Origin of the sequence: Streptomyces sp. TLI_053 (genome assembly GCF_900105395.1) — a bacterium.
Taxonomy (GTDB): domain Bacteria; phylum Actinomycetota; class Actinomycetes; order Streptomycetales; family Streptomycetaceae; genus Kitasatospora.
Genome location: NZ_LT629775.1, coordinates 7954488 through 7976528 on the forward strand (window position 1 = coordinate 7954488; position 22041 = coordinate 7976528).

Below are 22041 nucleotides of genomic sequence, written 5' to 3' on the forward strand. Positions count from 1 at the left end.
GCCGGTGCGTCGGGCGCCGCCGCGGCGTTCTTCGGGTGAAGGGTTCCTCGGGGTGAGGGGTTCCTCGGGGCACGAGGGGCCCCTCACCCCCGCTTCGGGGCGGCCGGGACGACCAGTGGGGTGCCGGTCTCCGGGTCGGGGATGATCCGGCAGGGGAGGCGGTAGACCTCCTCCACCAGCTCGGCGGTGAGGATCCCGGTCGGGTCGCCGGCGGCCACCACCTTGCCGTCGCGCATCACGATGAGGTGGGTGGCGTAGCGGGCGGCCTGGTTGAGGTCGTGGAGGACGGCGACCAGGGTGCGGCCCTGGGTGCGGTGGAGGCGGTCGCAGAGGTCCAGGACCTCGATCTGGTGGCTGATGTCCAGGTAGGTGGTGGGCTCGTCGAGGAGCAGCAGCGGGGTCTGCTGGGCGAGGGCCATCGCGATCCAGACGCGCTGGCGCTGGCCGCCGGAGAGTTCGTCGACGGGGCGGTCGGCGAGTTCGGCGACGCCGGTGGCGGCCATCGACTCCTCGGTGATCCGCTCGTCCTCGTGGGACCACTGGCGCAGCAGGCCCTGGTGGGGGTGGCGGCCGCGGGCGACGAGGTCGGCGACGGTGATGCCGTCGGGGGCCACCGAGGACTGGGGGAGCAGGCCGAGGGTGCGGGCGACCTGGCGGGCGGGGAGGCGGGCGAGGTCGGCGCCGTCGAGGAGGACGGTGCCGCGGCTGGGACGCAGGACGCGGGCGAGGGCGCGCAGCAGGGTGGACTTGCCGCAGGCGTTGGGGCCGATGACCACGGTGAAGGAGTGGTCGGGGATCTCGACGTCCAGGCCCTCGGTGACGGTCCGCCGGTCGTAGGAGAGGGTGAGGTCGTGGGCGGTGAGGCGGGCGGTGGTGGTGTCCGGGGTGGCGGCGAGGGTCATGGCGAGGACTCGTTCGGTCGGGGTCGGGTAGTGGGGGGGCGGCGGCGGTCACAGCCGGCCGGCGCGGCGTTCGGCGGCCAGCAGCCAGACCAGGTAGCCGCCGCCGAGCACGCCGGTGACCACGCCGACCGGCAGCTGCCGCCCGCCGAAGGCGTGCTGGGCGGCGAGGTCGGCGGCGGCGAGCAGGGCCGCGCCCATCGCGGTGGAGGCCAGCAGGTTGGGGCCGGGGGCGCGGGTGAGGCGGCGGGCCAGTTGGGGTGCGGTGAGGGCGACGAAGGAGACCGGTCCGGCGGCGGCCGCGGCGACCGAGGCGAGCAGCACGGCGCAGCCCAGCAGGACGGGCCGGATCCGTTCGACCGGTACGCCGAGGCCGAGGGCGGTGTCGTCGCCGAGTTCCAGCATCCGCAGGCCGGGGCCGCAGGCGAGCAGGACCACCGGGAGCAGCACGGCGAGAACGGCGAGCAGGGGGAGGGCGTCGTCCCAGCCGCGTCCGTCGAGGCTGCCGGTGAGCCAGAGCAGGGCGCGGGCGGCCTCCATCAGCTTGATCCGGGTGAGCAGGTAGCCGTTGACACCGCCGAGCACGGCGGCGACGCCGATGCCGACCAGGACGAGTCGGTGTCCGCCGTTGCCGCCGCGCCGGGCGAGGGCGCGGATCAGCGCGCCGGCGGCGGTGCCGCCGGCCACGGCGCCGCCGGCCAGGGCGAGGCTGCTGCCGCCGGTCGCGACCACCAGCAGCGCACCGGTGGTGGCGCCCTGGGTGAGGCCGAGGATGTCGGGGCTGCCGAGCGGGTTGCGGACCAGGGCCTGGAGGACGGCGCCGGAGAGGGCGAGGGCGGCGCCGGTGAGCAGGGCGGTGACCACCCGGGGGAGCCGCAGTTCGTTGACGACGAAGTCGGCCGCGGGGTCGCCGCCGCCGGTGAGGGCACCGATCACCTCGCCCGGGGTGAGCGGGTAGTCGCCGCTGCCGAGGGTCGTCACGGCGACGGCGATCGCGGTGAACAGGCAGGCGGTGACGGCGAGCACGGTGCGCGGGCGGTAGCGGACGGAGAGTCCGCCGGGGGTGCGCAGGGTGCGGGTGCGGGTGAGGTCGGTCATGCGCGGGCCGCCTTCGTGCGACGGACGAGGAGGAGGAAGAAGAGGCCGCCGAGCACGGAGGTGACGAGGCCGACCTGGAGTTCGCCGGGCCGGCCGACGACGCGGCCGAGCACGTCGGAGCCGAGCAGCAGCAGCGGCGCGAGCACGGCGCAGTACGGCAGCATCCAGCGCAGGTCGGGGCCGGTGAGGGCGCGGACCAGGTGGGGCACGGTCAGGCCGACGAACACGATCGGTCCGCAGGCGGCGGTGGCGGCACCGCAGAGCAGGGTGACGGTGAGGACGGCGCCGGCCCGGACCCGGGCGGGCCGGGCACCGAGGGCGCGGGCGGAGTCCTCGCCCAGGGCGAGCGCGTTGAGCGGCCGGGCGAGGGCGAGCGCCAGCACCGCGCCGACCAGGACGAACGGCGCGACGGCGGTGACGGTGCCGGGTCCGGCGGCGGCCAGTGAGCCGATGGTCCAGAACCGCATCCGGTCCAGCGAGGCGGAGTCCAGCAGCATCACGGCGCTGACGTAGGAATAGAGGGCGGCGTTGAGCGCGGCACCGGCCAGGGCGAGCCGGGCGGGGGTGGCCCGGCGTCCGCCGCCGACCGCGTAGCCGAGGGCGGAGACGACGCCGGCGCCGGCCAGGCCGAACCACACGTAGCCGGTGAAGCCGCCGACGCCGAGGAAGGCGATCGCGGTGGCGATTGCGGCGGAGGCGCCCGCGTTGATGCCGAGCAGACCGGGGTCGGCGAGCGGGTTGCGGGTGACGGCCTGCATGACGGCGCCGGCCAGGCCGAGGGCGGTGCCGGCGAGCAGTCCGAGCAGGGTGCGCGGGACCCGCATCCGGTTGACGACCGGGTAGGCCGGGGAGGCGGGGTCGGTGAGACCGTGCCAGACCTCGGCGGGGGAGAGCGCCTTGGCGCCGACGGCGATGCTGAGCACCACGGCGGCGGCCAGCAGGGCGAGGGCGGCGAGCAGCCCGAGGGCGCGGGTCCGGTGGCGGTGGCGGCGGCCGGCGGGCGCGGCCGGTGCGGGCGGTCCCGGGCGGGCGGTGACGTCGTGCATGGTGGGGTGCTCCGGGGACCGGGGTGCGGACGGTGGGTGGCGGGGCGCCGACGGACGGTCGACAGGCCGGTGAATATGGTTAGGCTAACCTAAGTCCCGGCTCGGGGTGCGACCCGCCCCGGGACCTTCACCACTCCCACCACCGAACAAAGGCACCCCCATGCCCAACCCCGGCCTCCCGACCCCCGGGCGACCCACCCGCCGCACCCTCCTCACCGCCGCGGGCGCCCTCGGCCTCGGCGCCGCACTGGCCGCCTGCGGCAGCGGGGGCGGGGGCGGCACGAAGGGCGCGGACGGCGGGGGCGCCGACGGCAAGGCCTGGTCCTTCACCGACGACCGGGGCCGGGCCGTCACCGCGAAGAACACCCCGCGCCGGATCGTCGCCTTCACCGGAACCGCCGCCGCCCTGCACGACTTCGGACTCGGCGACCGGATCGCCGGCGTCTTCGGCGAGACCAGGCGCGCCGACGGCAGGGCCGACCCGTCCGCCGGCGAGCTCGACATCGACAAGGTCACCATCGTCGGCAACGCCTGGGGCGAGTTCGGCATCGAGAAGTACGCGGCGCTGCGCCCCGACCTGCTGGTCACCCACATGTACGACCCGGACGCCCTCTGGTACGTCCCGGACGAGAGCAAGGACAAGATCCTCGCCCTCGCCCCGAGCGTCGCCGTCACCACCGCCCGGGTCCCGCTGCCCGAGCCGATCAAGCGCTATGCCGCGCTGGCCGAGTCGCTCGGCGCGGACCTGAACGCCAAGCGGGTCACCGAGGCCAAGGCCCGCTTCGAGGCCGCCGCGGAGACCCTGCGGCAGGCCGCGAAGGCCGCCGGCGGGCTCAAGGTGATGGCCGCCTCCGGCAGCGCCGACCTCTTCTACGTCACCAACCCGGCGGTCAGCACCGACCTGATGTACTTCCGCGAGCTGGGCGTCGACTTCGTCGTCCCGGACGCGCTCGACCCGCAGGGCTACTTCGAGAGCCTGAGCTGGGAGAACGCCGGCAAGTACCAGGCCGACCTGATCCTGCTCGACAACCGCAGCACCGCCCTCCAGCCCGCCGACCTGGCGGCCAAGCCGGCCTGGTCGGCGCTGCCCGCCGTCAAGGCCGGCCAGGTCGCCCCGTGGGACGCGGTGCCGCGCTTCTCCTGGCTGGGCGCCGCCCCGCTGCTGGAGAACCTGGCCAAGGCCGTCCAGGGCGCGAAGAAGCTCGGCTGACGAGCGGACCGGGTGCCGGAGCGGCGGGGGCGGCTGCCCGTACGTCCCGCCGCTCCGGCGGATGTCCCGGCCGGTCGACCCGCTCCGGCCCTACTACTAGGAGGGGAAGGGCCAGGTCGGGCACCACGGCGGGATGACCTGGCCGGGGTAGGACGGGCCCCACGGCGGGCACGTGGGCAGCGGCTGCGGCGGGGCGGAGGTCCAGAGGATCTTGCCGTTCAGCTCGACCGCGATCGCGCCCTCGTTGTAGATGGTCAGCTCGGCGCCCCACTTGCCGCCGGTCTGGCTGTTCCACAGCGGGGTGTTGTCGGCGGCGTACACGACGAGGTTGCCGTCGCCCTGGATCACCAGGAACTCGCCGCGGGGCATGGCGCCCTGGGCGACCCAGATCGCCTTGCCGTCGCGGTACAGCACGACGTTGCCGTCGCCCTGCATGGCCAGCATCACCTTGCCGTTCGGCGAGTACCAGGCCTGGTTGCGGCCGATCGAGGTGTTGCCGGGGATGCGGGTGGGCGGGGTGAGCGCGGCCGTCGCGAGGGCGGGGGCCCCGGCCGTCGAGGGGGCGGCCGGGGCCGGGGCGGCGGTGGCCGTGCCGGAGGCGAAGGTGGCGAAGCCGATCGCGGCGACGGCGGCGAGGGCCGCCGCTCTGGTGCGGAGACTGGTCATGGCGGGGTACGGGATCCTTCCGGACGTGCGGGGCGGCCCGGTCGGGGCCGCTGATCTGACGGCGCGTCGGTCCGTTCCTGCGCGCCGGGCGCCCAGGTTATGGCCGCCGGAACGGCGGGTGGCGGCAGATCGACCGGCAGCTTCCCGGCACCCCGTACGCCCCCCGCGCGCCCCCTAGCGCCCCCGCGGCCCCTACCGCCCCCGGTGCGCCGCGATCAGCCGCGCGTAGTGGTGGCCGCTGGACTTGATGGTGCGGCGCTGGGTCGGGTAGTCCACGTGGACCAGCCCGAAGCGCTTGGCGTACCCGTACGCCCACTCGAAGTTGTCGAGCAGCGACCAGGCGAAGTACCCCGCCAGCGGCGCGCCCCGGTCGACGGCCCGGGCGCAGGCGGCGAGGTGCTCGGCCAGGAACGCGGTCCGCTCCGGGTCGTGCACGCTGCCGTCGGCGGCCACCGAGTCGGCGTACGCCGAGCCGTTCTCGGTGACGTAGATCCGCTCGGCGTCGTACTCCTCGGTGAGCCGGAGCAGCAGCTGCTCCAGTCCGGGCGCGTGGACCTCCCAGGGCATCGCGGTGTGCTCCCGGTTGGGGCCGGGCAGTTGGCGGACGTACGGGGCCGGCCCGGCGGGGTCGTCGGCGACGATCTGGCGGAAGTAGTAGTTGAGGCCCAGCCAGTCCAGCGGCGCGGCGATGAGGTCGAGGTCCCCGGGGCGCTCCGGCAGGTCGACACCGTAGACCCGCAGCATGTCCTCGGGGTAGCCCCGGCCGTGGATCGGGTCGAGCCACCAGCGGTTGACGTGGCCGTCGGCGCGGACGGCGGCGGCCAGGTCGGCGGGCGAGTCGGTGGCCGGCTCGATCGGGCTGAGGTTGTTGACGATGCCGATCCGGGCGTCCCGGACGTTCTCGCGCAGCACCTGCACGGCCAGGCCGTGGGCGAGGTGCAGGTGGTAGGAGGCGTGCACGGCGGCGGTGAGGTCGGTCAGCCCGGGGGCCATCGCGCCGTCGAGGTGGCCGATCCAGGCCGAGCAGAGCGGCTCGTTGAGCGTCGCCCAGTCGGTGACCCGGTCGCCGAGCCGGGCGGAGACCGCGGCGGTGTACTCGGCGAACCGCTCGGCGGTGTCCCGTACCGGCCAGCCGCCCCGGTCCTGCTGCGCCTGCGGGAGGTCCCAGTGGTACAGGGTCGGGAACGGGCGGATCCCGGCCGCCAGCAGGCCGTCCACCAGCCGGTCGTAGAAGTCCAGGCCGGCCCGGTTGACCCGGTCGTCGGCGAGCGGCACCACGCGCGGCCAGGCGATCGAGAACCGGTAGGCGCCGAGGCCGAGCCGGCCCATCAGCGCGACGTCCTCGGGCCAGCGGTGGTAGTGGTCGCAGGCGGTGTCGCCGGTGTCGCCCCCGGCCACCCGGCCCGGGGTGCGCGCGAAGGTGTCCCAGATCGAGGGGGCGCGCCCGTCGGTGTCCGCCGCGCCCTCGATCTGGTAGGCGGCGGTGGCCGCTCCCCAGAGGAAGTCGTCGGGCAGGGCGGCCAGTTGAGTGCCGGGGTCGGTCATGGCGGGCCTTTCGGGGCGGTGGAGGACAGGGGAGCGGGCGGTGCCGGGGTGCGGTGCGCGGGTCATTTGACGGCCCCGGCGGTGAGTCCGGCGACCAGGTAGCGCTGGAGCAGCAGGAAGCCGGCCACCACCGGGACGCTGACCACCAGCGAGGCGGCCATCACCTGGTTCCAGTAGACGTCGTTGAGCGTGGCGTAGCCCTGGAGGCCGACGGCCAGGGTGCGGGTCTCCTCGTTGGTGAGCACCGAGGCGAAGAGCACCTCTCCCCAGGCCGTCATGAAGGCGTACACCGCGACCGCGACGATGCCGGGCACCGCCGCCGGGACGATGATCCGCACCAGGGCCCGGACCGGACCGCAGCCGTCGACCAGCGCGGCCTCGTCCAGGTCCCGCGGAATGGAGTCGAAGTAGCCGACCAGCATCCAGATCGAGAACGGCAGCGAGAAGGTCAGGTAGGTGAGGATCAGACCGCCGCGGCTGCCGTACAGGGCGACCCCGGTGGCGTTGCCGACGTTGACGAGGAGCAGGAAGAGCGGGAGCAGGAACAGGATGCCGGGGAACATCTGGGTGGACAGCACCGTCACCGTGAAGAAGCGCCGTCCACGGAAACGGTAGCGGCTCACCGCGTACGCCGCGACGATCGCGACCAGGACCGAGCAGATCGTCGAACCTCCGGCCACGATCAGCGAGTTGACCAGGTAGCGGCCGAGCGGCACGGTGCGCCAGATGTCCGCGTAGGGACGCAGGGTCACGGTGCTGGGGATCCAGCGGAACGGACCCTGGACGTCCTGGAGCGGCTTCAGCGAGCTGCCGAGCATCACCAGGACGGGGACGAGGGTGAAGACGGTGAGCGCGGCGAGCACGGCGCGGCGCAGCCACCGGAACGAGGCGGGCGGGTCGATCACGCGGTGGCGTCCTTCCGGCGCGAGGTGAGCAGCAGGTAGCCGGCCGTCACCACCAGCAGGAACAGCAGCAGCAGGACGGACATGGCCGAGCCGGCGCCGAAGTTCCAGGTGACGAAGGAGGACTGGTAGATGTGCACCGAGATCAGGTCGGCCGCGGCGGGCGCCGAGCGGCCGAACAGCAGGTAGGGGGTGTTGAAGTCGTTGAAGGTCCAGAGGAAGAGCACCAGGACCAGCACCTGGTTGACCGGCCGCAGCGAGGGCAGGGTGATCCGGCGGATCTGCTGCCAGACCCCGGCGCCGTCCAGCGCGGCCGCCTCGTAGAGTTCGCGCGGGATGTTCTGCAGCCCGGCGGTGAGGGTCAGGAAGGCGAACGGCCAGCTGCGCCAGACCGAGACGGTGACCAGCGCGGTGAAGCTGTTGTCGCCGAGCAGCCAGAACGGCTTGTCGTCGACCAGGTGGAGCTGGTCGTGCAGCACGTGGTTGATCAGACCGGTGTCCCGCTGGAACATGAACGACCAGGTGATGACCGCCGCGTAGACCGGCAGCGCGTAGGGCAGCAGGAACAGGGCGCGCAGCAGGCCGCGGCCGCGGAAGGAGTCCTGCATCAGCACGGCGGCGGTGGTGCCGATCAGCCAGGCGAGGCCGACGGCCAGCACGGTGAAGGCGCAGGTGACCCAGAAGGAGTGCAGCAGGGCCCGGCCGACCGGGGCGTCGAAGTCCACGGCGGTACGGAAGTTGGCGAGTCCGGCCCAGGGTGCGGCGGTCCAGTCGCGGATGAAGAACTGGGTGAGCCGCTTGAGGCTCATCACGGTGCCGAGCACCATCGGCACCAGGTGGACGGCGAGTTCGAGCAGCAGTGCGGGGAGCAGCAGCAGATAGGGGAGGGCGGTGGTTCCGGCGCGTCGGCGCAGTCGGTCGATTCGGCCCCGGATCACGTCAGTTGGCCGGCATCTGCTGCTGGGCCCGGGTGAGTTCGGCGCGCACGCCGTCCTCGGTGACGGCCTTGCCGGCGGCGGCGGAGGCGAGCAGGTTCTTCACCGCGGTGCCGACCAGGGTCTCGAACTGGCTCTCGGCGGGCACCTGGGGCAGCGGGCGGGCGCTCTGGCCCAGGACGGCGGCCAGGGTGCCGAGTTCGGGGGTCGCGAAGGCGGCGTCGCGCTGGGCCTCGACCACCGGGGGGATGGTGCCGTAGGCCTTGTTGAGCACGGTCTGTTCCTCGGTGCCGGTCATGAAGGAGACGAACTTCAGCGCCCCTTCGGTGTTCTTGGTGGCGCGGAAGACGGCGAGGTTGATCCCGGCGACCATCGAGGTGGTGGCGCGTTCGCCGGTGGCTCCGGCGGGGACGGGGACGGGGGCGACGCCGTAGTCCTCGGGGGCCATGCCGTGGGACTTGAGGTTGGCCCCGGCGGCCTGCCACAGCAGCATGGCGGCCTTGCCGGTGGCGAAGTCGGTGACGGACTGGTTGTTGGCGTACTCGGCGTTGCCCGCGGCGGCGATCTTCTCGGTGCCGAGCAGGTCGACGTACTGCTTGACCGCGGCGACGGCGCCCGGGCTGTCGAAGGCGGGGCGGCCGGACGGGTCGAAGAAGTCGGCGCCGTGCTGCTTGGCGAGGGTGAAGGCGTGGTGGACGTTCTCGCTGATGTTGCCGCCCTCGACGGCGAGGCCGTAGCGGCCGCCGGTGGTGAGCTTCTTCCCGTCGGCGACGAGCTCCTCCCAGGTGGCCGGTGCCCGGTCGATCCCGGCCTCGGCGAAGAGCTTCTTGTTCCAGTACAGGCCGTAGGCCATCGAGTAGAGCGGGACGGCGGCCGGGTCCTGTCCGGCGGCGCCGGCCGAGGCGAGCGCGGCGGGCAGGAACCGGTCCTTGCCGCCGGTCTTCGCGAGGGTGGCGGCGTCGAAGGGCCGCAGCGCGCCGGTGGCCTGGAGCGAGGCGGACCAGGTGTTGCCGATGTTGAGCACGTCGGGGCCCTGGCCGGAGCCGGCGGCGGCGAGGATCCGGTTGAGCAGGTCCGACCAGGGGATGACCTCCAGCTTCACCTTGATGCCGGTCTGCTGCTCGAACTTCCGCAGCTCGGGTTCCAGTACCTGGCGGTCGTTCTCCAGGCTGGTGCCCTGGTTGGAGGCCCAGTAGGTGAGCGTGCCGGGGCTGCTGTCGCCCCCGCCGCCGGCGGTGGAGCCCCCGCCGCAGGCGGTGGCGGTGAGGACGAGCGCGGTGGCGAGCACGCCGGCTGCGGCGGCGCGGGCGATGGGCATGAAGGGATCCCCTCTTCGGGTGAAGTCCGCTGCTGCGATACTTAATTCGAGGCGTGATTTAACGTGTGAGAAAAGCTTCCGTCAAGGGTTCGGACAGCGATAGATTCGGGGCAGGAGGGAGATCCCATGACCGCGCGAGGCAAGAAGACGGTGCGTGACCTGCGCAGAGGCAGCCGGTCCACGCTGCTGCGGCGGCTGTACTTCGACGGGCCGCTCAGCCGCCAGGAGCTCGGCTCGATCACCGGGCTGAGCGGCGGATCGATCAGCAATGTGACCGGCGAGCTGCTCGCCGACGGCCTGATCGAGGAGTGCGGCTCGGTGGAGTCGGACGGCGGGCGGCCCCGGATCCTGCTCCGGGTCGCCGCCGGCCGGGCCCATCTGGTCGGCGTGGACGTCGGCGAGACCCAGGTCCGGGTCGCACTGTTCGACCTGGCCAGGACCGAACTGGCGGCCAGTGACCGGCCGTTGGACGACCGGGGCCACGACGCCGGCCATGTCGCGGAGCTGATCCTGACCGGGCTGGCCGACGTGCTGGAGCGCACCGGGACCGACCCGGGCACGGTGCTCGGCGTGGGTGTCGGCGTGCCCGGCATCGTCGAGCAGGCGGACCTCGGCCGGGGCGTCGGGCCGGACCTCGGGCAGGGCGTCGGGCCGGACCTCGGGGGCGGCGCGGGGGCCGTGGTGCACGGCCAGACCGTCGGCTGGGACGCGGTGCCGCTCGGCCGGATGCTGCGGGCCGGCACCGACCTGCCGCTGTTCGTCGACAACGGTGCCAAGACCCTCGGCCAGGCGGAGATGTGGTTCGGCGCCGGGCGCGGCGCGCGGCACGCGGTGGTCGCCCTGTTCGGCTCCGGCGTCGGCGCCTGCGTGATCGCCGACGGCGCCCGCTTCCGGGGCGCCACCAGCAGCGCGGGCGAGTGGGGCCACACCAAGGTGCACGTCGGCGGACGGCGCTGCCGGTGCGGCGCGCGCGGCTGCCTGGAGGCGTACGTCGGGGCCGAGGCGCTGGTCGCGCGGTGGGGTGCGGCGCCGCCCGGCGGTGGGGAGAAGGCGGGGCTGGCGGCCCTGCTGGCGGCCGCCGGCGCGGGCGATCCGGCCGCGGTCGCGCTGCTCGACGAGGCCGCCGAGTACCTCGGTGCGGCCATCGCCGACCTGGTGAACCTGTTCAACCCGGAGCGGATCGTGATCGGCGGCTGGGCCGGACTGCTGCTCGGTCCCCGGCTGCTGCCCGGGATCCGTGCGGCCGCCACCGAGTACGCGCTGCGCTTCCCGCGGGAGCAGACCGAGATCGTGCTGGGCACGCTCGGCCCGGCGGCGGTGACGGTGGGCGCGGCGACCCTGCCGCTCTCCGACTTCCTGGACTCCGGCGGGGAGTTCCCGCGCCGCGCGGACGGTGCCGCGGTGGGCGCGGGCGCGACCGGGCGGTGGACCTGAGTACTGCCACCGGACCCCTGCCCTGAGCTGCCGGATCGTCGGAATCCCTTGTGGTGGAGGAAAGTTCACGGTGTGAGGAAAGCCTGCACAAAGGGTTGACACCCCGGATCGACTGCCCCGAGACTCCCGGTCGGGGGCGCTCCCCGGGCCCGGACCCCGGGCCGGCGGCGCTCCGTCACGCACCAGGTGACCGCCCGCCGCGGCGGGTCCGTGCGCGCACCGGCCGAACCCCGAGCCGGCCGGTGCGCGGACCCGTCGAGCCGTCCCGTCGTTCCCCACCGCCCGGCGCCCGACGGCGTACCGGGCACGGGCCGCGGTGTGCGCCTCCGCCTCCACCCACCCCCACCGCAGGAGCAGCCCATGAGGCTCACTTCAGCACGCCCGCGTCGCGGGGGGCCGGCCGCCAGGCTCGGTCTCGCCCTGCTCGCGGCCACCACCCTCGCCCTGCCGGGACCGGCGGCCCTGGCGGCCCCGGCCACCTCCGCCGCCACGACGGCGCCCACCGCCGCCGCCGAGTGCGGTGCCGCGGACGCCGCGCGGGGCCGCCCGGCCACCGCCTCCTCCACCGAGAACGCGGGCCTGTCCGCCGCCAACGCCGTCGACGGCGACCCCGGCACCCGCTGGTCCTCCGCCTTCGCCGACCCGCAGTGGCTGCAGGTCGACCTCGGCTCGGTGCGGCAGCTGTGCCGGGTCGAACTCGCCTGGGAAGCGGCCTACGGTCGCGCCTACCAGATCCAGGCCTCCGACGACGGCGTCACCTGGCGCACCCTCTACAGCACCGCGAACGGCACCGGCGGCACCGAGACCCTCGCCGTCTCCGGCAGCGGCCGCTACGTCCGGCTCAACGGCACGGCCCGGGGCACCGCCTGGGGCTACTCGCTGTGGGAGCTGCGGGTCGCCGCCTCCGACGGCCCGACCGTGCCGCCGGTGCAGGGCGGCGGCGACCTCGGCCCGAACGTGCTGGTCTTCGACCCCGGCACGCCCGGCATCCAGGCCGAGCTGGACGAGGTGTTCCGCAAGCAGGAGTCCAACCAGTTCGGCCCCGAGCGGTACGCGCTGCTGTTCAAGCCGGGCACCTACCAGAACCTCAACGCCCAACTCGGCTTCTACACCTCGATCGCGGGCCTCGGCCTCAAGCCCGACGACACCACCTTCAACGGCGACGTCACCGTGGACGCCGGCTGGTTCAACGGCAACGCCACCCAGAACTTCTGGCGCTCCGCCGAGAACCTCGCCCTCAACCCGGTCAACGGCACCGACCGCTGGGCCGTCGCCCAGGCCGCGCCGTTCCGCCGGATGCACGTCCGAGGCGGGCTCAACCTGGCGCCCAACGGCTACGGCTGGGCCAGCGGCGGCTACATCGCCGACAGCCGGGTGGACGGCCAGATCGGCAACTACTCGCAGCAGCAGTGGTACACCAGGGACAGCGCGATCGGCGGCTTCTCCAACGGGGTCTGGAACCAGGTGTTCTCCGGTGTCCAGGGTGCGCCCGCGCAGACCTTCCCGAACCCGCCCTACACCACCCTCGACACCACCCCGGTGTCGCGCGAGAAGCCGTTCCTGTACCTGGACGGCAACGAGTACCGGGTGTTCGTCCCGGCGAAGCGGACCGATGCCCGGGGCGTCTCCTGGGACGGCGTGCCGCAGGGCACCTCGCGGCCGCTGAACCAGTTCTACCTGGTCAAGCCGGGCGCGACGGCGGCCACCATCAACCAGGCGCTGGCGCAGGGCCTGGACCTGCTGTTCACCCCGGGCGTCTACCACGTGGACCGGCCGATCGAGGTGACCCGCCCGGACACCGTGGTGCTCGGCCTCGGCCTGGCCACGGTGGTGCCCGACAACGGGGTGACCGCGATCCGGGTCGCCGACGTGGACGGCGTCCGGCTGGCCGGGCTGCTGGTCGACGCCGGACCGGTCAACTCGCCGGTCCTGGTGCAGATCGGCCCGGACAACGCCGCGGCCGACCACGCCGCCGACCCGACCACCCTCCAGGACGTGTTCGTCCGGGTCGGCGGCGCGGGCGCCGGCTCGGCCACCGCCGGGATCGTGGTCAACAGTGACGACGTCATCGTGGACCACACCTGGATCTGGCGCGCCGACCACGGCGCCGGCGTCGGCTGGACGGTCAACCCCGCCGACTACGGCCTGCTGGTGCGCGGCGACGACGTGCTCGGCACCGGGCTGTTCGTCGAGCACTTCAAGAAGTACGACGTCGAATGGTCGGGCGAACGCGGCCGGACGATCTTCTTCCAGAACGAGATCGCCTACGACGCCCCGAACCAGGCCGCCGTGCAGAACGGCGCGACCAGGGGATGGGCCGCCTACAAGGTGGACGACGGCGTCACCACCCACGAGGGCTGGGGGCTCGGCAGCTACTGCTACTTCAACGTGGACCCGAGCATCCGGATGGACCACGGCTTCGAGGCCCCGGTCCGGCCCGGGGTGCGGTTCCACGACCTGCTGGTGGTCTCGCTGGGCGGCAACGGTCAGTACGAGCACGTGATCAACGGCACCGGCGGCGCGACCTCCGGCACCTCCACCGTCCCGTCCACGGTCACCTCCTACCCGTAACCGGCCCTCCGGGACGGCGCCGGGGCGCCTTCCCCGAACGCCGCCCCGGCGGCCCGCGATCCGGCGGGCCGCCGGGGCGGCGCGGCTCAGCCGTCGCGCAGGACCCGCCGCCCCACCGGCGGGGCGACCCGCAGCAGCGCCAGCAGTGCCCGGGTGGCCCCCACCGGGACGACGTCCCGCCGGCCCGCCATACCGCGGGCGACGGCGGCCGCCGCGGCGGCCGGGGTGAGCTTCTTCGCCGGACCCTCGCGGCCCGCGGTCATCGCGGTGTCGACCAGGGGGAGCACGATCTCCTGGACCCGGACGCCGGGGGTAGCGGTCCGGGCCTGGTGGCGCAGCGACTCCAGCAGGATGTGCACGGCCGCCTTGGTGGCGCAGTAGACCGGCGCGCTCCGCTTGGGCGCGAACGCCAGCCCCGAGGTCACCGCGACGAACGCGGCCTCGGGCGCGGCCGCCGCGAGGTGCGGCCAGGCGGCGGCGGCCAGCTCCACCACCGAGGCCAGATTGACCTCGATCTCCTCGCGGGCCTGCGCCAGCGTCCGCGGGTCGGGGCCGAGGGTGAGCGGCGTGGGGTACTGGACACCGGCGTTGGCGACCACGACGTCCAGGCCGCCGAGCCGTCCGACGGCCCCGGCCACCACCCTGGCCGCCTCGCCGGGCAGCGCCAGATCGGCCCGGACGGCGTGCGGGGCGTCCGGCGGCGCGCTGCGGCCGCAGGTGACGACGGCGGCGCCGAGGGAGCGGAGGTGGTCGGCAAGGGCCAGGCCGACACCGCCGGTGCCGCCGGTGACGAGGATGCGCTTCGAGCTGAGGTTCACGCCGCCCATGGTGGAGCGGGGGTGTCCGGTCCGCTTGTACGATCGCGCCATGTCCCGCACCGGTGTCGACATGGCGCGCTCGGTCCGCCCGGCGATGGCGCTCGCCGTCCTGCGCGAACTCGGCCCGCGCGCCGGGGCGGCGGGGCAGCGGGCCGAACGGCTGCTGGGCGACGGACTCCCGGTGCCGGAACGCCTGCACGCCCGGCTGACGGCCGCGCTCGCGGCGGCCCGGGGCTGGCCGGCGCTGCTCTCGGCCGCCGAGCGGCTGCTCGCCGGGGACCCGCTGCTCGCCGCCCTCCCCGGCTGCGCCGACCTCGCCCGGCTCCTCGACCGGGCCCGGCTGGTGGAGCCCTGGTTCCACGCGGGCCACCGGACCGCCCGGACGATCGGCGAAAGCGGACTGACGGTCCGTCATGTCCCGGCGCTCGGCGGGGAGCCCGGCCCGGCGGAGTCGCTGCTGGTGTGCGCGATCGACGTGGTGGCCACGGCGGGTCCGGCCGGCCGCGCGGCCCGGGTCGAGGTCCGGGCGGACGGTGCGGCGGGGCGGCCCGAGGAGGTCCTGCGGGCGGGCGCGGCCCGGGTGGCGGGGTGGCGCCTGCACTGGTCCGCCCCGCCGGCCGTCGCCGCCGCTCCGCACCCGCTGGAGACCGCGCGGGCCCGGTTCGCCCACGATCCGGCCCACCCCTGGCGGCTGGGCGAGACGGCGGCCCTGCTCGGTCTGAGCCCGCGCACCCTCCAACGCGGCCTGGCCGACGCGGGCACCTCCTTCCGGGCCGAACTGCTCGGCGTGCGGCTGGAGGTGGCCGGCCAGCTGACCGCCCGCACCGCCCTGCCGCTCGCCGAGGTCGCCGCCGCCGCGGGCTTCACCGACCACGCCCACCTCACCCGCCGTTTCCGCGCCCGCTTCGGCTGCCCGCCCTCGGAGTTCCGCCGCGCCGGGGGTCAGTGACGGGCAGGTGCCGGCTGCTCGTACTGGCCGTTGCCGCCCGGCGAGACCGTCGGCAGGTCGTGGAACCGCACGCCCTCCGGCCGCCGCGATGGAGCCCGTCGGCCGGTCCGCGGCCCGCCGGGTCAGCGCTGGAGCACGAGGCGCAGCGCCAGGGCCAGGACGACCAGGTTGCCGGTGAGACCCGTGAGGAGACGGCCGCGGGCGCCGGTGAGGAGGCGGCGGAGCAGGGCGCCGCCGGTGGCGAGCAGGGCCTGCCAGCTGGCCGAGGCGGCGAAGGCGGCCAGGACGAAGACCAGGCCGGGGCCGAGGCTGCCGGGGCCGGTGCGGCCGCCGAGCACCAGGGCGCTGAAGTAGACCACGGTGAGCGGGTTGAGCAGGGTCAGGCCGAGCAGTGAGGCGTAGGTGCGCCAGGGGGAGGCGGGCGCCGGGGGCGGTGGCCCGGCCGGCTCCCGGCCCGCCCGGTGGGTCCGGAGGGTGGCGCGCAGCCCGTGCGCGGCGAGGAGGACGAGGACGGCCGCTGCGACGAGTTCGAGGGCGCCCGCGGCCGGTGCGAGCAGCGGGGCGAGCGTCGCACCGCCGACCAGCGCGAGCAGGGCGTACAGGCCGTCGGCGGTGGCCACGCCCAGGGCGGCGGCCATGCCCCGGGCCAGCGAGACGCGGGAGGCGAGGGTGACGATCAGGACGGAGATCGCCCCGACCGGCACGGCGATGCCGTAGCCGGCGAGGAGGCCGGAGAACAGGGCGTCGGTCATGGGGGTTCCGGTTCGGGCTGGGTGGTCGAGGGGTGGTGGCCGGGAGCGTAGTGCGCGGCCGCCGGGCGGGCCACCGATTTGTCGGGGCCGGGCCCGCCGGCCGATCGGCGGGATTCGGTCCGGTGACCGAGTCTCCGGGGGCGTCCGGTGTTTCTCTCGGGAGTGATCGGGAGCGATCGGGAACGGTCCGGCAAGGAGGGGGTCGAGATGAGGACGCGGTTGTGGCCGGTGCTGCTGGCGGTCTGTCCGGCTCTGTTCGCGGTGGTGGCGAACCTGGTCACCAACGAGGTGTCGCTGTCGCCCTTCTGGTGGGTGGTGGCGGCGGTGGCGTGCGCGCTGCTGGCGGGTGTACTGGTGTTCCAGACCTACCGGGAGCTGCGTTCCCCGGCCGCCGTCGTCGGTGCCGCGCCGGTGCCGCCGGTGCCGCCGGTGCCGGTCGCTGTGCTGCTGTCGTCGGCCGATGTGACGGTGCTGGGCGGTCTGCGGGCCGGTCGGCGTGGCGCCGCACTGATGGTGCTGCTGTGCGGAGTGTTCGTGGCCGGGGCGGGGGCGCTGGTGATGTCTCGGCCGGGGTCGGCCACCAGGAAGTGGAATCCGGGCCCCGCGGACCCCTCGATGTTCGACGCGCACCCGCTGGGCACGTGGGTGGGGCTGGCCGTACTGCTGCTGGCGTTCGTGGCGCCGGCCCTGGTGATGGCGGCCGGGCGGGGCCGTGGGCGGCTGGAGTTCTCGGCGCAGGCACTGGTGTTCAGCGGGCCGCGGGGCCGGGCTGTACTGCCGTGGTCGGAGCTGACGGCGGTGGGGCTGCGGTCGACGACCTTCGGCGGCACTTGGCTGGTGGCGTACCTGGGCAAGGGTTCGCCGTTGCTGATGACCCGGCCGACGATGGAGATGTACGACGACAAGCGCGGGATGCTGCGGATCTGCAACCTCAGGACGGTGGGCGTCCCGCCGCACGCCGTCCGGGCGGCGCTCGCCCGCTGGGAGCCGGAACGGATCTGGCGGTTGTGAGCCGGGTCCACCACCGGGCCGGTCGCCGTCGTCACCCCGCCGCCGTCACCACCACCGGCGTCGGGCCGTCCGGCCGGACGGTGATGCTGTAGACGGCCCCGGTGGGCCGCTCGAGGAAGCGCACCGTGAAGGCGGGCAGCAGGAGTTCGAGCACCGCGACGGACTCGCGCAGCGCGAACTGGGTGCCGAGGCAGGCCCGGGCGCCGAGGCCGAACGGGAGGTAGCCGCCGAGGTGTGCTGGGCGGACGCCGTCCGGGCCGAAGCGGGCCGGGTCGAAGCGCTCGGGGTCGGGCCAGAGCTCCGGGTCGCGGTGGGTGAGGTAGGGGCAGACCAGCAGGTCGGTGCCGGCCTCGACCCGGTGGCCGGCCAGGGTGTCCTCGGTGAGAGCGTGCCGGGGGAGGATCCAGGCGGACGGGTAGAGCCGCAGCGTCTCGGAGACCAGCGCCTGCACCGCCTCGCGCCGCTCGGGCGAGCCCTCGGGCCCGGCGTCGAGGGCCCACCGCCGGGCGCCGGGCTCCCGGTCGAGCAGCAGGTACAGCCAGGTGAGGGTGGTGGCGGTGGTCTCGTGCCCGGCGACGAGCAGGGTGACCAGTTCGTCGCGGATCAGCCGCTCGGTGTACTCGGGGTGCCGCTCGGCCGCTTCGAGCAGCACCCGCAGGACGCCGGGGCCGTCGGGGCCGTCCTCGTGGCGGCGGGCGGCCGCGACGGCGGCGTGCGCCACCGCGTCGATCCGGGCCAGGTCCTCGGCGACGGCCTCGCCGGCCTGCTCGCCGTCGGGGAGTTGGGGGAGGGCGGCGACGACGGTGGCGATGCGGTCGAGTTCGCGCTCGGTGTCCCGGTCCAGGGGGTGGCCGGTGAGCGCGCGCCAGATGGTGTCGAGGGCGAAGTGCCGCATCTCCTCGCCGAGGTCGATCCGCTCGCCGGTGCGGGCGTACCCGGCCCAGCGGTCGGCGGCGCGGTGGGCGGCGGCGGCGATCCGCTGCTCGTACCGGCGCATCCCGGTCCCGGTGAACTGGGACTGGAGCATGCGCCGTTGGCGCTTCCAGGCCTCGCCGGTGGCGGTCAGGACACCCTCGCCGGCGAGCAGCCGGGCCCGGTGCGAGCGCTTGACGTACCGCTCGGGGTGGCGGCCGAGGACGTGCTGCACGGCCTCGGGGTCGGTGACCAGGACGGTGGGGCGGGGGCCGATCCGGAACGCGGCGACGCCGCCGAGCCGCTGCCGGGTGCGGGCCAGCAGGTCGATCAGCTCGGCCTCCTCGCTGCGCCACTGCTCGACGGCCCCGGGGGGCAGTTCGGGGACGGGCGGGGCGGTGGCGGGGGAGGGGCCGGGGTTCGCGGCGGTGGTCACGGGGGTGCCTCCTCGGTCGGCGGCGGGCCGGCCGAGCCCGGCCGGGTCGGATGTCCGGCCGCGGTGTCCGCGCTGACTCTACGTCAGTGGGGCCGGCGGTGACCGTCGCCGCCGAGGAGGCGCCGGCCGCGACCGCCGGGCCGGCGCCCGCGCGACACACAATGCGGCGGTGCCGCGGTCCGTCCCCCTCGACGAACCGCGGCACCGCCCTTTTTCATCCCGTCCCGGAGACGATCCGGTCCGCTCAGATCGGCTGCCAGAGGGCCGGGACGATCGGCGGCTCCCAGCCCACCTGGGCCGTGTGGCCCTGGATGCACCGGTAGCTGATTCCGTTGTAGGTGACGGTGTCACCTGCCTTGTAGGTGGTGCCCGCGGCCCAGGTGCCGTTGCCCGGGCCGGGGTCGGAGGTGACCACCAGCGAGTAGCTGCTGGAGTGGGAGACCGAACCGGTGCCGGTGACGGTCAGGTTGTACGTCGCGGCGGGGACCGAGGCCGCGACCGAGATGTTCAGCGTCGCGGAGCCGCCCGACTGCACCGAGGCGGGGCTGACGGTGGCCGTCACACCGGCCGGCGCGCCGGTGACCGTGAGGTTCACGGTCTGGGCGGAGCCGGAGGTGGTCTGGGTGTTCACCGTGGCGCTGGCCGACTCGCCCGGCTTGACGCTGCCGGTGGCCGGGTTGACCGCGACCGAGAAGTCGTTGGTCGGGATCGGGCCGCTGCCGACCGAGGTCTTCCACAGCGTGTAGGCGACGCCGTCGGCGCTGCGGTCCAGCACGGTGGCGTTGATGTTGCTGGTGGTGTCGCAGGCGGAGTGGTAGCAGGAGTCGTACGCCCGGTTCGCGGTGCCGCCCCACTTCGCCGCCTGGTTGGCGGTCTTGGTGGCGCTGGCGCCCGCCGCGTAGCCCGAGGTCGGGATGCCGGCGGACTGGAACGAGGCGTCGTCCGAGCGGCCCTGGCCCTCGACGTTCTCCTCCGGCTGGAGGTTCAGCGAGTCCCAGTAGGCCTTCATCGGCGCCGAGGTGGCGGAGTTGACGTTGTTGATGAAGTAGCCGGCGTTGGGCGAGCCGACCATGTCGAAGTTGTAGTAGCCCTTGATGGCGCTGCGCTGGGTGGAGCCCAGCTGGCTGACGTAGTACTGCGAGCCCTGCAGGCCCTGCTCCTCACCGGTCCACCAGGCGAAGCGCACGTGGCGGGTCATGGTGGGGTTCTGCTGGGCCAGCGCGAGCGCGGTCTCCAGCAGGACGGACGAGCCGGAGCCGTTGTCGTTGATGCCCGGGCCGGCGCTGACGCCGTCCAGGTGCGCGCCGAACATGGTGACCTGGTCGGCGGGGCCGCCCGGCCAGTCGGCGATCAGGTTGTTGGCGGTGTAGGTGCAGGAGCCGCAGGTCTGCTCGCTGACCTGGTAGCCGGCCGCGACCAGCTTGGCCTTCACGTAGGCCAGCGACTGGCTGTAACCGGCGGTGCCGGTACGGCGGTTGCCGCCGTTCTGCGAGGCGATGGTGTTGAGCTGGGCCAGGTGCGCCTGGACGTTGGCGACGCTGATGTCGGGCGCCTGGCCGCCGGGGTTGCCGCCGCCGACCGTCAGCGTGTACTGGGCGGTGTGGGTGGTCTGGCCGGTGCCGGTGACCGTGATGACGTAGCTGCCGGGCGCGGTGTTGGCGCTGGTGGCGACCGTCATCGTCGCGTTCGTCCCGGACTGGATCGAGGACGGGCTGAAGCTGACGCTCGCGCCGCTCGGGGCGCCGGTGGCGGTCAGGTTGACGGTCTGGGCGCCGCCCTGGGTCACCTGGGTGACGATCGTCGCGGTGGCCGAGGAGCCCGGCTGGACGGTGCCGGAGGTCGGGCTGGAGTTGATCGAGAAGTCCGGGCCGGTCGGGCCGTCGCACTTCGGGTCACCGGTCTGGGCCGGCACGCTGACCGCGTCCCAGGCCGCCTTGGTGCGGTTGAAGAGGTTGCAGGAGGGGTCGAGGCTCTTGGCCGCGGTCAGGGTGGTGGTCCGGTACTTCTTGTAGGTCATGCCGCTGGTCTTGAGCAGCATGCCGCCGTAGAAGACCCGGCCCGCGTCCTTGATGCCGACGCCGGTGACCGTGGAGCTGTTGCAGGTCGGGCTGGTGGGCTTGCCGCCGCCCGGGTTGGAGCCCTCGGCGAGCAGGTAGAACCAGTGGTTCAGCGGGCCGGCGGCCGCGTGCACCTCGGTGCTCGGGATCGAGGAGGAGTAACAGTTGGGGTCGCCGTTGACGAGCGAGGGGTTGGCCATGTTGCGGATCGGGCCGCGGCCGACCAGGTTGATCATCTCGCCGACGGTGTAGTCCGGGCTGTCGTACGGGGAGGGCTCGTTGGCGTACGCCTCGGTCAGCGCGCCGAAGATGTCGCCGGTGCCTTCGCCCAGGCCATTCTCGTTGTTGGCGCCGCCCGGGGTGTACTGGTCGATGCCGTGTCCGAACTCGTGGCCGACGACGTCGATCGCGGCGATCCACTCGTTGGCGTTGTTGTGGCCGATGGAGACCGAGGAGCCGTCCCAGTAGGCGTTGACGTCGTTGAGACCGACCTTGACCGGCCAGCTGCCCCCGGTACCGTTGTGGCCGTTGCGGCCCAACCAGTCCTTGAGCATGTCCCATTCCTTCTGCGCCGCGAACATGACGTCGCCGCAGCCGGTCTCCTTGCTGGTGGGGTTGCCGGTACCCCAGGAGTCCGAGGACTTGCTGAATATCTGGCCGGTCGAGTAGTCGGCGCAGGTCAGGCCGGGCCGGTTCGGGTCGCGCAGCGAGTAGGTGCTGCCCGAGGCCGTGGTGCTGATGACCGGCGAGGGGCCGTTCCACTTGCTGTTGACGGTCCCGGCCCGCACGTCGTCGTAGCTGTCGACGACCTCGCCGTTGCGGGCGTCGACGAAGACGTGCAGGGTGCTCGGGGCGGTCGCGGTGCGGCCGGTGAGCACGGTCTCCCAGGCGAGCCGCCCGGCGCCGTCCTTGACCCGGACGACCAGTCGGCGCGACTGCACGCCGTCCACGGTGGCCAGCTTGGTGCGGGCGGTGCGCTCCGCGTTGGCGGCGCTGATCAGGGCGGTGGTGGGCACGCCTATCGCGCCGGTGTTGGCGGACTGGGACCCGTGCACCCGGCCCTGGCCGTCGGCGATCACGACGGCGTCGCCGCCGACCACCGGCAGGCCCTTGTAGGTGCGCTCGTAGGCGACCGAGTAGAGACCGCCCAGCCAGGGGGTCACGGACTGGCGCTCGTAGGTCTCGCCGGGTCCCTTGGCCAGGGCGTCCTGGCCGGCCGCGGCCGCCTGGTCGGCGGCGTTCACGGCGGCGGCCAGTGCGCTGGGGGGTGCGGGGGCGGCCGCACCCGGGGCGGCACCGGCCTGTCCGACCGCGGTGGCGGTCAGCATGCCGGCCAGGACGGTCAGGGTGGTCCCCGCCGTCAGCAATCTGCGTTTCATTCCGAGGCTCCTCGAACGTGGGGGTGCTCGACCGCGGACGGTGCGCCGGAGGGGCGCTCACCGCAGGACGCTGGGGGGACTGGCCGGCGGGCGTCCGCGCTCG

General features: G+C 74.4%; 17 protein-coding genes. 5 read left to right on the forward strand and 12 right to left on the reverse strand.

Annotation, left to right across the window (positions count from 1 at the left end; all coding sequences use genetic code 11):
- Window positions 1-83 precede the first annotated feature (83 nt).
- From BLU95_RS33225 to BLU95_RS33235, 3 genes are read right to left on the reverse strand one after another with little or no spacing between them, the layout of a single operon-like run.
- Window positions 84-902: an ABC transporter ATP-binding protein gene (locus BLU95_RS33225; protein ID WP_093863241.1), complete on the reverse strand. Its 819-nt coding sequence runs from the start codon at window positions 900-902 to the stop codon at window positions 84-86.
- 48 nt (window positions 903-950) lie between these two features.
- Window positions 951-1997: a FecCD family ABC transporter permease gene (locus BLU95_RS33230; RefSeq protein ID WP_093863242.1), complete on the reverse strand. Its 1047-nt coding sequence runs from the start codon at window positions 1995-1997 to the stop codon at window positions 951-953.
- The gene (locus BLU95_RS33235) at window positions 1994-3043 is read right to left on the reverse strand and encodes a FecCD family ABC transporter permease (RefSeq protein ID WP_093863243.1); all 1050 of its coding nucleotides are present in this window, start codon (window positions 3041-3043) and stop codon (window positions 1994-1996) included. Before BLU95_RS33235 ends, BLU95_RS33230 begins: the two co-directional genes overlap by 4 nt.
- A 160-nt stretch (window positions 3044-3203) precedes the next feature.
- On the opposite strand from BLU95_RS33235, the gene BLU95_RS33240 reads away from it, so the two are divergent.
- On the forward strand, window positions 3204-4253 hold the full coding sequence (locus tag BLU95_RS33240; RefSeq protein ID WP_093863244.1) for an ABC transporter substrate-binding protein: 1050 nt from the start codon (window positions 3204-3206) through the stop codon (window positions 4251-4253).
- Between the two features lie 96 nt (window positions 4254-4349).
- On the opposite strand, the gene BLU95_RS33245 is transcribed toward BLU95_RS33240, so the two are convergent.
- The 5 genes from BLU95_RS33245 to BLU95_RS33265 form a co-directional block, all read right to left on the reverse strand.
- Window positions 4350-4919: a hypothetical protein gene (locus BLU95_RS33245; RefSeq protein WP_093863245.1), complete on the reverse strand. Its 570-nt coding sequence runs from the start codon at window positions 4917-4919 to the stop codon at window positions 4350-4352.
- A gap of 192 nt (window positions 4920-5111) precedes the next feature.
- On the reverse strand, window positions 5112-6464 hold the full coding sequence (locus tag BLU95_RS33250) for a GH1 family beta-glucosidase (RefSeq protein WP_093863246.1): 1353 nt from the start codon (window positions 6462-6464) through the stop codon (window positions 5112-5114).
- 62 nt (window positions 6465-6526) lie between these two features.
- On the reverse strand, window positions 6527-7369 hold the full coding sequence (locus BLU95_RS33255) for a carbohydrate ABC transporter permease (RefSeq protein ID WP_093863247.1): 843 nt from the start codon (window positions 7367-7369) through the stop codon (window positions 6527-6529).
- Window positions 7366-8304 carry a carbohydrate ABC transporter permease gene (locus BLU95_RS33260; protein WP_231978005.1) on the reverse strand — a complete coding sequence of 313 codons (939 nt, stop codon included), beginning with the start codon at window positions 8302-8304 and terminating at the stop codon, window positions 7366-7368. The genes BLU95_RS33255 and BLU95_RS33260 overlap by 4 nt, the downstream gene beginning before the upstream one ends.
- Window position 8305: 1 nt before the next feature.
- Window positions 8306-9619 (reverse strand): ABC transporter substrate-binding protein, encoded by a 1314-nt coding sequence (locus tag BLU95_RS33265; RefSeq protein ID WP_093863248.1) that lies wholly within the window; start codon window positions 9617-9619, stop codon window positions 8306-8308.
- Window positions 9620-9745: 126 nt separating this feature from the next.
- Between BLU95_RS33265 and BLU95_RS33270 the strand changes: the two genes are divergently transcribed.
- Both BLU95_RS33270 and BLU95_RS33275 read left to right on the forward strand, forming a co-directional pair.
- Window positions 9746-11053, forward strand: coding sequence for an ROK family transcriptional regulator (locus BLU95_RS33270; RefSeq protein ID WP_093863249.1), 1308 nt, complete (start codon window positions 9746-9748; stop codon window positions 11051-11053).
- A gap of 360 nt (window positions 11054-11413) precedes the next feature.
- Window positions 11414-13624 (forward strand): discoidin domain-containing protein, encoded by a 2211-nt coding sequence (locus tag BLU95_RS33275; protein ID WP_093863250.1) that lies wholly within the window; start codon window positions 11414-11416, stop codon window positions 13622-13624.
- Window positions 13625-13710: 86 nt separating this feature from the next.
- Here the strand turns inward: BLU95_RS33275 and BLU95_RS33280 are convergent, their stop codons facing one another.
- Entirely contained in the window at window positions 13711-14442 is a 732-nt protein-coding gene (locus BLU95_RS33280) for an SDR family NAD(P)-dependent oxidoreductase (RefSeq protein ID WP_159425086.1), read from the reverse strand.
- A gap of 49 nt (window positions 14443-14491) precedes the next feature.
- Here BLU95_RS33280 and BLU95_RS33285 point away from each other — a divergent pair, with 49 nt between their 5' ends.
- On the forward strand, window positions 14492-15391 hold the full coding sequence (locus BLU95_RS33285) for a helix-turn-helix transcriptional regulator (RefSeq protein WP_107452627.1): 900 nt from the start codon (window positions 14492-14494) through the stop codon (window positions 15389-15391).
- A gap of 122 nt (window positions 15392-15513) precedes the next feature.
- On the opposite strand, the gene BLU95_RS33290 is transcribed toward BLU95_RS33285, so the two are convergent.
- Window positions 15514-16143, reverse strand: a complete 630-nt coding sequence (locus BLU95_RS33290) for a LysE family transporter (RefSeq protein WP_093863253.1) — start codon at window positions 16141-16143, stop codon at window positions 15514-15516.
- A gap of 207 nt (window positions 16144-16350) precedes the next feature.
- On the opposite strand from BLU95_RS33290, the gene BLU95_RS33295 reads away from it, so the two are divergent.
- Window positions 16351-17154, forward strand: a complete 804-nt coding sequence (locus BLU95_RS33295) for a hypothetical protein (protein ID WP_159425087.1) — start codon at window positions 16351-16353, stop codon at window positions 17152-17154.
- A 31-nt stretch (window positions 17155-17185) separates the two neighbouring features.
- On the opposite strand, the gene BLU95_RS33300 is transcribed toward BLU95_RS33295, so the two are convergent.
- Both BLU95_RS33300 and BLU95_RS33305 read right to left on the reverse strand, forming a co-directional pair.
- A complete protein-coding gene (locus BLU95_RS33300) occupies window positions 17186-18502 on the reverse strand; it encodes a cytochrome P450 (RefSeq protein ID WP_231978006.1) in 1317 nt (438 codons plus the stop codon).
- Window positions 18503-18746: 244 nt separating this feature from the next.
- Complete coding sequence (locus BLU95_RS33305; RefSeq protein ID WP_093863255.1) at window positions 18747-21938, reverse strand: M28 family peptidase; 3192 nt, start codon at window positions 21936-21938, stop codon at window positions 18747-18749.
- Window positions 21939-22041 lie beyond the last annotated feature (103 nt).

Bases quoted from the DNA above. Each gene is read 5' to 3' on its own strand.
- BLU95_RS33225 (WP_093863241.1), bottom strand. From the start codon at position 902: ATGACCCTCGCCGCCACCCCGGACACCACCACCGCCCGCCTCACCGCC.
- BLU95_RS33230 (WP_093863242.1), bottom strand. From the start codon at position 1,997: ATGACCGACCTCACCCGCACCCGCACCCTGCGCACCCCCGGCGGACTC.
- BLU95_RS33235 (WP_093863243.1), bottom strand. From the start codon at position 3,043: ATGCACGACGTCACCGCCCGCCCGGGACCGCCCGCACCGGCCGCGCCC.
- BLU95_RS33240 (WP_093863244.1), top strand. From the start codon at position 3,204: ATGCCCAACCCCGGCCTCCCGACCCCCGGGCGACCCACCCGCCGCACC.
- BLU95_RS33245 (WP_093863245.1), bottom strand. From the start codon at position 4,919: ATGACCAGTCTCCGCACCAGAGCGGCGGCCCTCGCCGCCGTCGCCGCG.
- BLU95_RS33250 (WP_093863246.1), bottom strand. From the start codon at position 6,464: ATGACCGACCCCGGCACTCAACTGGCCGCCCTGCCCGACGACTTCCTC.
- BLU95_RS33265 (WP_093863248.1), bottom strand. From the start codon at position 9,619: ATGCCCATCGCCCGCGCCGCCGCAGCCGGCGTGCTCGCCACCGCGCTC.
- BLU95_RS33270 (WP_093863249.1), top strand. From the start codon at position 9,746: ATGACCGCGCGAGGCAAGAAGACGGTGCGTGACCTGCGCAGAGGCAGC.
- BLU95_RS33275 (WP_093863250.1), top strand. From the start codon at position 11,414: ATGAGGCTCACTTCAGCACGCCCGCGTCGCGGGGGGCCGGCCGCCAGG.
- BLU95_RS33285 (WP_107452627.1), top strand. From the start codon at position 14,492: ATGTCCCGCACCGGTGTCGACATGGCGCGCTCGGTCCGCCCGGCGATG.
- BLU95_RS33290 (WP_093863253.1), bottom strand. From the start codon at position 16,143: ATGACCGACGCCCTGTTCTCCGGCCTCCTCGCCGGCTACGGCATCGCC.
- BLU95_RS33295 (WP_159425087.1), top strand. From the start codon at position 16,351: ATGAGGACGCGGTTGTGGCCGGTGCTGCTGGCGGTCTGTCCGGCTCTG.
- BLU95_RS33305 (WP_093863255.1), bottom strand. From the start codon at position 21,938: ATGAAACGCAGATTGCTGACGGCGGGGACCACCCTGACCGTCCTGGCC.